Source organism: Thermogutta sp., from assembly GCF_039793925.1.
Taxonomy (GTDB): Bacteria; Planctomycetota; Planctomycetia; order Pirellulales; family Thermoguttaceae; genus Thermogutta.
Map to the genome: position 1 here is coordinate 154,169 of NZ_JBAMME010000130.1, position 9,995 is coordinate 164,163.

Here is a 9,995-nt window from a genome sequence, read left to right on the forward strand (position 1 = left end):
ACACGAGAAAAGCGTCTCTAACACCCGTCTTGAACAGAAATCGTGTTCCTCTGGTGCGAGGAAGGAGCTGACCCCTGGACAGACACTGCCCACAACAGGAACTTTTCTGCCTAAATACTGGGCAACCGAGTAACACTACGCCACCAGGAGGGACAAGCGATCCTCTGGAGCAGGTTGCGTCGGCCGCCACGAATACTGCCATCCCCGGCGGGTGCGACCCAGAAGCTGCACGGCTCCCGTCTCTCTCAAGCAATATGCGACCTGCTGCGCTCGCCACCGCGGAACATCGAGTACCTCGGCAAGGACGGCGCTGTCGAACACCTCGGGGAGACCAGGCAGGAGGAGACGCAAATCATCTGGCGTTAAAAGGGTGACCGTTTCGCACACTTTTACAAGCTGGCGATCGGCCAGCCGATACGGGGAACGACGCCACGAGCGGCTTTGCCGCGGGTAGCGGTACTCTATCACGTCCACGAACGCCACATCGATTCGCAGTCGGGGGTGAGGGAATACTTTGGCAAAATGCACAAGATCCTCAAAAACATCCCAGCGGCGTCCCTGTTTTGGACTTTTGCGGTAGGAAATCACTTTCCCCCCCTCCCCTTCCAGCCGGGCAATCGTTCTGGTCATAACGATAGGCTTGACGACCAGCACGCAATGCTTTTCCAAGAGCGCCTGGGTCTTTCTTCGAATAGCCCAGAGCGGCCCTTGCTGAATCTCCACCAACCACCCATGGCTGGTGGCATCGATGCGGTAACCGTCAACCACAACCTCTGTAGATGGCGCCGGACCTGCATAAAAACGCTTCAAATCGCTGTGCAGCGAATGCTCCATAGAATAACCCTCCATGTACCGAGCCCACATATTCCACCGAAGAATAGAAGTATTGCCCTCGAAAACCCATGACCACCCAGGTTGGTGGTGCCCTCAGTGGCGGCGAGCAAACTCGCTACCCGCTGAGAAGTTCCGCAATGGCCTTCTTTCTGCCATTCGCTCGTCCGGCCCTATGCCGGTTCAATGCCAAAATCGCGAATTGTAAAAAGACTCGCAAACGGAAATCCCCGTCGCCGAAACTCGTCCGACCCTCCCTCCAGCCTATCAATGATCCCTAGTACCTGGACAACTTTCAGACCGTACGCTTCCGCCCGCTCAATCGCCCGGAGCGCGGAACCTCCTGTGGTAATCACGTCCTCCACGATAGCCACGCGATCGCCCGGAAAAACTGGTCCCTCGATGAACTGCTGAGTGCCATGACCTTTCGGTTCTTTGCGGACCATAAACCCGCGAATCGGTGTTTTCCGAACCGCCGACATCGTCACCACCGCGGCGGTAATCGGATCGGCCCCGATGGCCAGACCTCCGATGGCGTCCGGCCGGTACTCCGAGAGCAGGTCCAGAAAACCTTCTCCAATCAGCCGAGCCCCTTCTGGATCAAGCGTGACTTGCTTGCAATCGAGGTAAAACGTCGAGGTTTTCCCGGATGCCAATGTGAACTGCCCGAACCGGAGCGCCTTTTCACGAATCAAACGGTGCAATTGTTCTCGATCGTACATCCCTAGGGCCTTCCCTCCCGATCAACTGCGGGCTCGCTTTCTTCCTGCACGTTCGATGGTTCTCCTTGATTGTGAAGTTCTTCTCTTGGAAAACCAAGGGCATCCGAAATGTTTAGGCGACCGCGAGTCGCCTCCCGTTCTTTGCTATCTTCCTTCCTTGCGGGTCGGGGTGGGGCGTCGCGCTACGGTAAAATGGTCACTCGCGAGCCGATTGTCAGGATGTCGAACAGATCCTCCATGTCTTTGGCAGAAACGAAGATCGAACCGGGAGCCTGGGGATTATCGAATTGGGCGGGATCCGTCGTGCTGTGAATTCCCAGGCGGCCTTCCAGGCCGATCCACTTCGGGCCTAGCGGGTTCCGCGGATCCCCTGCCTCATAAACACCAAAGTCGGTGAAGTAACGAGGAAAGCGAGTCTTCTCACGAACCTGATAGCTCCCTTCACACTGACGGGCATCGGTCCCAATGCCGATGTGAAACCGACCAGCATATTTCCCCTGCAACATGAGCACGAGTTCCCGCCGGTGAAGATAGATGACTGCATCAAACGGTCCTCGGAGCACCTTCAAAGTCATCCCGGGGACAAGATCCTCCGGCTTGGAAAGACCGTTGATTTTCGCCAGAAGCTCCGGCGTCACGTTGTAGCGTTCGGCAATCGATTGGAGGCTATCACCTGGCTGAACGACATAGGGGTTTTCCAGCAAATGCTGGCGCGAATAAACGACGGTACCCGCCACCTGATCGAGCAAATCCGTCAACTGTGCGTCTTCCTGAGGAGTCAATCGGGGATCAGCATACCAGGCCGTGAGCACCGTGTGGACCTGAACGAACTCGCCTCGATCCAGTTTGCGGCAGGCAGCCTCCAGAAATTCAGCAAATTCTTTACGGATCCCATTTTGCCCAGAATCGCTGGTCAGAGAAGATGACGATGGTTCCTGCGGTTTCGGTTCCCCGGGAGCGAGATTCGTGTTTGCAATGGTACTGGCAATATTGGGCGTCCCAATTGTTCCTGGTGGCCCCAGCACGTCGGTAGGTGAGCGGCCCATCGCGCTAGCGACAGCCGCCTGTGGGGGCAGTGATGCCATCTCACCGTCCTTATTGGAAGCTTCATCCGCAACAACGCCTTGGGAAGAACCTGGCGGCAGCGTCTTGTCGGGATTTGACGTTCCTCCCATAAACGCCGGGGGCGGCTGCCTGCCGGTTGCCACCTGACTTCTACCGTCGGAGGCCGGGCCGCTCATGGGTTGCCCACCTGAGGACGTGGCACTTCCAGACTGCTGGGCGAGCTCCGCGGGCAACTCCGGGATGGGCACGTTGAGATCGCTTGAGGCGGGCGGGGGATGGCCATCATCGTCGCGGGGAGGCGTGGGCGGGGGAGTGGTTACGGCTTTATAACCGAGATAGCCGACGACGAGCAGAACGACCAGGACGCCGATGGTTTTAATCGTTTCCATTGACGGTCCTCCGTGACATTGGACGATGGTTCGCTCCCTGAACCCCGACTCCGCGTGCCTCTCTGCCCTTCATCCCACCAGTCACCCCACCGTATCCGCCAGAAAGCTGTCGAGACTCCCAAGCGAGCCCATGATACGAAAAGACCACTCTTTGGCCAAGAGCACTTTTCAGTGCTCTCGACACGTTGGCACGCTACTCGCCGCGGCTAAATTTTGCCCTTGAGCGAAACCCGCACACATTGCTAAAGTGCTGTCTTCCGTAATCACGGCCGAGCCGGTCCTCACTGCCCAGCACGGTTTTGCCAAGAATAAAGCGAAATGCATGCAAGGGACAACTCCAACGTGGAGTCTGCCGAGCTCGGCGCGATGCCTCAGGATGCCGGTCTTAAAGGGAGGTTGCCAGTGGTCCCTGTGAATCAACCGTCGGGCGGTTATCTGGTGGATCCCCAAACAAGCCAACCCCCGCAACTCCCCACACCACATTTCGTTCGGCGAGCGAGAAAAACCGCCATGATCGATGTTTCGGCAATCACTGCACTGCACCGCGAATGCACTGAAAGATGGCACCATGCCTCCATCGACAATCCCTATCGGGGTTTCCTCCATTTAGTCTGCGAACAACACCAGAGGAATTTTCTTTTGTGGCATGAGGAGGACAAAGCCCGTGATCCCACCGCCACCGATCACGAAATTGCCGCTGTCAAGCGACGAATCGATCGTCTGAACCAGGAACGCAATGACTGGATTGAGCGTCTGGACGAGTACATTCTGAAAAACCTCGCGGCGTGGGGAGTACGCCCTCTTCCTCGGGCTAAACTGAATACAGAAACGCCGGGATCCGCCATTGATCGGCTATCGATTCTCGCTCTTAGGATCTATCATATGGAGGAGCAAACGCAGCGTACCGACGTGGATGAAGAACATCGAGAACGGGCCAGGGCGAAGCTGAGCATCCTCTACCAGCAGCACGAGGACCTCAGCGCTGCACTGGCAGACCTGCTGGCTGATCTTTTCTCGGGCAAACGCGTGATGAAAATCTATCGCCAATTCAAGATGTACAACGACCCGGCCTACAACCCGTATTTGTACCAGAGGCGTCCCGCTGCATAAGCTCCACTGTTGCCAATCTGAATGACCGCCGGCGTTTGAATCCCCGCTGCGATCGGGTGTCACGAAAAACTGTGCTCTGGTCCAGGAAATTTGCCTTCCTGGACCTCTTGAATGTACTGACGGATCGCTTGGCCAATGATATCCCCCAGATTCACGTACTGCTTGGCATGCTTGGGCTTACGTCCCCCAGCCGCGTAGCCCAGCAGATCATGGAACACGAGAATCTGGCCGTCACACTGCGGCCCCGCACCAATGCCGATTGTGGGGATCTCCAAGCTGCGAGTGATTTCACCCGCGATTTCCGCTGGGATACACTCAAGTATGACTGCAAAAGCCCCCGCCCTTTCAACGGCCTGGGCGTCTGTGAGCAAACGCTCTCGATCCCTCTCCACGCGATATCCCCCCATAGTCCGAATTGCCTGTGGCCGAAGTCCCAAATGGGCCAGCACCGGGATCCCCGCCTGGACGAGTGCTCGAATTAATTCAGCCTGGTCTCGCCCGCCCTCCAGTTTCACCCCCTGCGCGCCGGTCTCTTTGAGAATCCGCCCCGCGTTGATCAAAGCGTCCCGTACTCCTGTCTGATAGCTCATAAACGGCATATCCACCACGACCAGTGCACGGCGCACCGCCCGACATACCATCTCCGCATGATAGATCATCTGCTCCAGCGTGACGGGAAGTGTCGTACTTTTTCCCTGAACCACCATCCCCACGCTGTCACCTACAAGAATCCCGTCCACACCAGCCAGGTCGGCCAGCGCAGCGGAAGGAAAATCGTACGCCGTTACCATGGTGATTTTTTGGCCGGCGCGCTTCAGCGCGGAGAATTTCGGCACAGTTAAGGGAGAGGTGTCTACGCTCATCGTAGCGAAGCAACTTTCGTTTAAGCGAACACGCGGCTCACTCTGGCAGAAACTATCTCAGGAGGCACTCCCCGATGCGTACGACATCGAAGAGTTCACCTCTGGGATGACCAACTCCGGCCCTTCCACGCTCTGGCTTTGAGAAGCCGCCGTCTCTTTGAGAAGCCGTTGAACTTCGGCCTCGATTCGCGCGGGATCTGGTTTCTCGGCGTCCAATCCGAAGGTCACCGCCAGCGCACCATCGCGGCCGAACAACTTCAAATGGGGAAGTGCGCCACTGGCGATGTTGAATTTCGTGAATGCTTCTTCGCCAATTCCGTATCGGCTGACCAACGCCCGCACATTGCCCGTTGCTCCGTGTTTGACTAGTACGCCTTTTACTTCATCAACCTTCCGTGGGTCGTTGATATCCTCAATCGCCACAGTGACGACCACCAACCCCTCGGCAGCATATTTGTGGGCAAGCTCCAGGGTGTGCGGTAACAACTCGAGGCACGGCATGCACCACGTACCCCAAAAATCGACAAGTACCACTTTTCCTGTATTTTCCTTAAGAATCGCGTCCAGATCCTTTTCATCCCCTACTTCCACCACCAACTCGGGCAGTTTTACAGCCGTTTGCTTGGCGTCTGACGCTGATTGCTGGCTCTCACTTTTCTGGGGTGTCTCATTCTTCGAAGCTTGGCAACCTGCCAAACCAAAAATGACAACCACCATCAATATCCCAAGGATCCTCCACGAACGACTCATACCGGGGCCTCCGTCACAGGCATTCCGCTCAACCGCTCCTCTTGAAGAAATTAAGCGTCAGGGCAAGCACTTGCCGAAATAGTTTTGCGTTCTTCCATGGTCCCAAATGGCCACTTGCCTCATTATTGACCTCGCTGAAGCCCTGATCAAGCCAGAACTGGAGGACCTCAACACACTCAACCACGTAAATACATTCGCCTTCACGGCCCGCGCTTGGGCTTGTTTCGAATCAGGGGGCGTTTAGAATCACGGGAAGATCGATCCCAGCTTCATCCGTCAACGATCGCGGGAGAAAACGTGTTCGGACATTCTAAAGCGGCCGATCACTAACGGATTTCTTCAGTTTTTACTTGTGCTCAAATGAAAACCGCCTACTTCGACTGCTTCAGTGGAATCAGTGGTGATATGGTCCTCGGTGCACTGGTGGACGTGGGTGTACCCATCGACGCCATCCAGCAGGCTGTCGATTCGCTGGGTTTGCCTGACTGTCGCTTGGAGGCTCGGGAAGTGCGAAAGAACGGATTCCGGGCAACCCAGGTGGTGGTCCACACTCCACGAGAGCACCACCATCGGCACCTTCATCACATCGTGGAGATGATCCGGCGATCGTCGCTTTGCGAATCGGCGAAGGAACAAAGCATCAAAGTCTTTACCCGACTAGGCGAGGCTGAGGCCCGGGTCCACGGAGTACCGCTGGAAAAGGTCCATTTCCACGAGGTCGGGGCTGCCGATTCTATCGTCGATATAGTGGGCAGTGTGTTCGGGCTCAACTATTTGGGGGTTGAAGCCGTTTACGCATCACCGATTCCCGCCGGCGGTGGAACAGTCCGCATCGCCCATGGAGAGGTGAGCGTGCCTGCCCCAGCGACGGCGGAACTGCTGCGAGGTGTTCCACTGCTTCCCTGCGATGTGCAAATGGAGATGACCACGCCAACCGGCGCGGCGTTCATCACCACATTTGCACAGGAGTTTGGGCCGCTACCTGCCATGGAGATTCAGAAGATCGGCTACGGGGCCGGATCTCGCGACATTCCGCATCGCCCCAATGTGCTCCGCCTGTTCATAGGAGAGATCGCTCGGCCTAGGGAAACATCGGCGTCAGTTCTCCGGGACCGCATTTGGGTTGTGCAAACGAACTACGATGATCTTTCTGCAGAAGTCCTTGGCTACACTCTGGAGAGATTGTGGGAACTGGGAGTTCTCGATCTTTTTACGACTCCGATCCATATGAAGAAGAATCGGCCAGGTGTGCAACTCACGGTTCTCTGCAATGAGGAACTGGTGCCCGCCGTGGAATCGCTCCTGTTCCGGGAAACAACCACGCTGGGAGTGCGGTTCTGGCCGGTCGATCGCCACGTACTTCCCCGGCAGGTCGCCAGTGTCAAGACACGTTGGGGAGAAATTCGGGGCAAACTCCGTGTCCTTCCTGACGGAGCCCAGGAATTCTCGCCGGAGTTTGAAGCCTGTCGCGAAATTGCCCGAGGGCATCAGATTCCCCTCCGGGAAGTTTACGAGGCTGCGGAAGAAGCTTTCCGCCAGCATGGTGTCTGGAAAAAGGAAAGCGAGCATCCATCCCCAAGCAGCTAGTGGGAGGGATGATATGGGACCTGAGTTTCAAATGCCCATCGCCCTGGACAACAGCACCCTGTCGTGGATCGTCCTGGCTTTGGCGATCGTCTTCATCTGGTTTTCTCTTATCCGGATGCAGCGTCGCAGCGGTCGGCAAGTACCACCCTCAAGCAGAGAGGAGCCGCGGTTGGGCGATTACGCAGGTTCTGGGCATGGTGCCGGCCACCTGCCGCATCCTTCCACGGTGACCGATTGGGAAGTTCGAATGCACGAACTTGCCCGGGACATCGAAGGCCGAATCACCAGCAAACTAGGACTTCTGGAAAACCTGGTCCGGGAAGCCGATCGGGCCGCCGCCCGACTTGAAGCAGCCCTCCGTGCCACCGAGCAGCTTCGCCAAACCCAGGCCGCCGGTGTTTTGTCTCCGGACTCTCCGCACGTCTTGCAGAGCCCTGACGACAGCCAAGCCAACGGTCCAGTCGCTGACGCCATCACCCAGGTGACAACCCCCTTGCAGGATTCTCAGTCAGGCATTGAGAGCAGCGAAGAACACGGCGCAAGTGTCGGAGAAAGCCGATCCCGCGAGGTCAGGCCTGCCGAAGAAATCTACACCCTTGCGGACTACGGTTATGATCCTGATGAGATCGCTCAGCGCACTGGGCTTCCGGTCGGGGAAGTGCAATTGATCCTTAGCCTCCGCAAAACACGGGAGTCCGCCGGTCAGGAGAAGTCACAGGAATAATGCGCCTCTCGTTACACCTTCGAGCAAGGAACCGGCGACACTCGATCAGTTCGGCTCAACTCTTTCTGCCCAAGCAAGGCGTCTGCTTTGACCCAGCCCATTTTGAAACTGCGCCTGTCGAGGCGGAAGTCTTGTAAAATCAATCAATAGGCTAACTGTGACAATTACCATTGCCTGTTTCGTGCGCCTATCGTCAACAGCGTGGTGTGGCCAAGGACCGTGGCTCAGCCCATTTTGACTTCTGGTCCATGTCGGAACCGCTCGGTTTTTCATATCCATGGCAACAGAAAGCAACCGCCGTGACTTTTTGCGACGGCTGACTCGCGGACAACTCGAAGATCCCGGCGAACCTATTGGGGTCCCTGCCGACTCCGACGCATCGAATGCGTCACCGGCTGGCACTCGATCTTCAACTCCCCGAGGCGGAGCCTACAAATTGCAGTTAGGTCGGCGGGCTATGGCCAGCGATTTTCAGGCGATTTTCAACTTGGGCCAGTACGAAAACGCTGTCGAAGTTGCGCTGACAGCTCTGGACCTGCTGGAACCGCTGGAAGACATGATGTCCTTCTTCCGCCCCAAGGGCGAACTCGGACGGATCAACGCGGAGGCCTTTCACCGGGATGTGGAAGTGTCGTCAGAGTTGTGGAACCTGCTGGTTTATTGCCGCCAGCTCTGGGAGGCGACCGAAGGGGCGTTTGACATCACTGCGGCTCCTCTCTGGCAGGTTTGGGGATTTGCCCGCCGGGAAGGACGACTACCGCACGAAACCGAAATTATGAAGGCGCGGGAACTCTGCGGCTGGCGGTGGGTGGAAATGGATGCGTCGCGGCAAACCGTCCGCTTCCACAAGCCGGGGGTGGCCTTCAACTTGGGAAGTGTGGGTAAGGGATATGCGTTAGACCGTCTGGCTAAGATGATTGCTGAGGCGGGCATTCAGGACTTCGCCCTTCACGGGGGACTGAGTAGTGTCTTCGCCATGGGGAATTCGTGGGAACCGACGTTATCCGAACACACGGAGAGTCCGCAAGGATGGCCGATCGGGCTGAGGGATCCCCTTCATCCAGGTCGTCGATTTGGTCGAGTCTGGCTCAAATGTCAGGGGCTGGGCACTTCCGGCACAGCTCTTCAATTTTTCTGGCACAAGGGAAAACGGTACGGCCACATTTTGGATCCCCGTACTGGCTATCCTGCCGATGAAGTCCTGAGCGTGACGGTGCTTGCTCCCACGGCGGCCGAGGCGGACGCCCTGGCCACGGCTTTTTTCATCCTTGGTCCAGATGGCGCCAGACGCTTCTGCGAACAGCACCCGAACGTCACCGGCGTATTCCTTTGCAATGCTTCACAAGGCCCTCCCCAAGTGGAGGTGGTCGGGAGCCTCCAACCCGATATGGAAATCGATGAGCGCCAGGGCGACGCTTCATGAATTCGGCTTCACGGCTGGCTTCAACCGGCGGATCAGCATTTTGGTCCGCAATCGCGACCTTTACCCGATCTGGCGCGCTGGATTCTTCACAAACTGAGCAGCTTGCTCAAATCATAACGATTTGACAGAAAAAGATAGTTTTAGCCCCCCAGACACAACCCAAGTAGCGGTGCATCGTGTGTTTGCGGCGTAATGACAGGGCTAACCGAGACCGACAGGATGGGACTCGCTGAGCAGCTTCGAAGGACAAAGAGTTCGTAGAGTTGACGACGTGATCAAACTTCCCGGAAATGCCGGACGCCCGTCATTTGATGGTTTCACCGGAGCCGGGGCGCGATCGATAACACAACAGGTAGGGAATAGCTCACTGGTAATTAGCGGGGGAGCGCATATAATTGGATCAAGCCTTTTTTCCGGCCGGGCGCTCGAGAGGTGGCGGTTTGGGCTCGGCGGAGGTGGGTTCCTGAGGTGTGTTACAAGTTTTGAGGATGGAGGTTTTCCAGTGGAATTACCCAAACGTGCCAAGAACGA

Annotated in this window: 9 protein-coding genes; 4 read left to right on the top strand and 5 right to left on the bottom strand. The window is 56.8% G+C overall.

Features of this window, described 5'->3' with window-relative positions:
- Positions 1-135: 135 nt before the first annotated feature.
- From ABJK56_RS05390 to ABJK56_RS05400, 3 genes are all read right to left on the bottom strand, one after another.
- Positions 136-834 (bottom strand): hypothetical protein, encoded by a 699-nt coding sequence (locus ABJK56_RS05390; protein WP_347243639.1) that lies wholly within the window; start codon positions 832-834, stop codon positions 136-138.
- A gap of 170 nt (positions 835-1,004) precedes the next feature.
- Positions 1,005-1,553 (bottom strand): orotate phosphoribosyltransferase, encoded by a 549-nt coding sequence (gene pyrE / locus ABJK56_RS05395; protein ID WP_347243640.1) that lies wholly within the window; start codon positions 1,551-1,553, stop codon positions 1,005-1,007.
- A gap of 182 nt (positions 1,554-1,735) precedes the next feature.
- Positions 1,736-3,007: a LysM peptidoglycan-binding domain-containing protein gene (locus ABJK56_RS05400; RefSeq protein WP_347243641.1), complete on the bottom strand. Its 1,272-nt coding sequence runs from the start codon at positions 3,005-3,007 to the stop codon at positions 1,736-1,738.
- 318 nt (positions 3,008-3,325) lie between these two features.
- Here ABJK56_RS05400 and ABJK56_RS05405 point away from each other — a divergent pair, with 318 nt between their 5' ends.
- The gene (locus ABJK56_RS05405) at positions 3,326-4,117 is read left to right on the top strand and encodes a DUF4254 domain-containing protein (RefSeq protein ID WP_347243642.1); all 792 of its coding nucleotides are present in this window, start codon (positions 3,326-3,328) and stop codon (positions 4,115-4,117) included.
- Positions 4,118-4,176: 59 nt separating this feature from the next.
- Here the strand turns inward: ABJK56_RS05405 and panB are convergent, their stop codons facing one another.
- The gene (gene panB / locus ABJK56_RS05410) at positions 4,177-4,980 is read right to left on the bottom strand and encodes a 3-methyl-2-oxobutanoate hydroxymethyltransferase (RefSeq protein ID WP_347243643.1); all 804 of its coding nucleotides are present in this window, start codon (positions 4,978-4,980) and stop codon (positions 4,177-4,179) included.
- Positions 4,981-5,037: 57 nt separating this feature from the next.
- Positions 5,038-5,730 (bottom strand): thioredoxin domain-containing protein, encoded by a 693-nt coding sequence (locus tag ABJK56_RS05415; RefSeq protein WP_347243644.1) that lies wholly within the window; start codon positions 5,728-5,730, stop codon positions 5,038-5,040.
- 360 nt (positions 5,731-6,090) lie between these two features.
- On the opposite strand from ABJK56_RS05415, the gene larC reads away from it, so the two are divergent.
- From larC to ABJK56_RS05430, 3 genes are all read left to right on the top strand, one after another.
- Positions 6,091-7,317 (top strand): nickel pincer cofactor biosynthesis protein LarC, encoded by a 1,227-nt coding sequence (larC, locus tag ABJK56_RS05420; protein WP_347243645.1) that lies wholly within the window; start codon positions 6,091-6,093, stop codon positions 7,315-7,317.
- Between the two features lie 13 nt (positions 7,318-7,330).
- Complete coding sequence (locus ABJK56_RS05425; RefSeq protein WP_347243646.1) at positions 7,331-8,041, top strand: hypothetical protein; 711 nt, start codon at positions 7,331-7,333, stop codon at positions 8,039-8,041.
- A gap of 277 nt (positions 8,042-8,318) precedes the next feature.
- On the top strand, positions 8,319-9,464 hold the full coding sequence (locus ABJK56_RS05430; RefSeq protein WP_347243647.1) for an FAD:protein FMN transferase: 1,146 nt from the start codon (positions 8,319-8,321) through the stop codon (positions 9,462-9,464).
- Positions 9,465-9,995: the final 531 nt, after the last annotated feature.

Excerpts from the sequence above, each read along its gene's own strand:
- ABJK56_RS05425 (WP_347243646.1), top strand. The coding sequence starts at position 7,331 with ATGGGACCTGAGTTTCAAATGCCCATCGCCCTGGACAACAGCACCCTG.
- ABJK56_RS05430 (WP_347243647.1), top strand. The coding sequence starts at position 8,319 with ATGGCAACAGAAAGCAACCGCCGTGACTTTTTGCGACGGCTGACTCGC.
- ABJK56_RS05415 (WP_347243644.1), bottom strand. The coding sequence starts at position 5,730 with ATGAGTCGTTCGTGGAGGATCCTTGGGATATTGATGGTGGTTGTCATT.
- larC (WP_347243645.1), top strand. The coding sequence starts at position 6,091 with ATGAAAACCGCCTACTTCGACTGCTTCAGTGGAATCAGTGGTGATATG.
- pyrE (WP_347243640.1), bottom strand. The coding sequence starts at position 1,553 with ATGTACGATCGAGAACAATTGCACCGTTTGATTCGTGAAAAGGCGCTC.
- ABJK56_RS05405 (WP_347243642.1), top strand. The coding sequence starts at position 3,326 with ATGCATGCAAGGGACAACTCCAACGTGGAGTCTGCCGAGCTCGGCGCG.
- panB (WP_347243643.1), bottom strand. The coding sequence starts at position 4,980 with ATGAGCGTAGACACCTCTCCCTTAACTGTGCCGAAATTCTCCGCGCTG.
- ABJK56_RS05390 (WP_347243639.1), bottom strand. The coding sequence starts at position 834 with ATGGAGCATTCGCTGCACAGCGATTTGAAGCGTTTTTATGCAGGTCCG.
- ABJK56_RS05400 (WP_347243641.1), bottom strand. The coding sequence starts at position 3,007 with ATGGAAACGATTAAAACCATCGGCGTCCTGGTCGTTCTGCTCGTCGTC.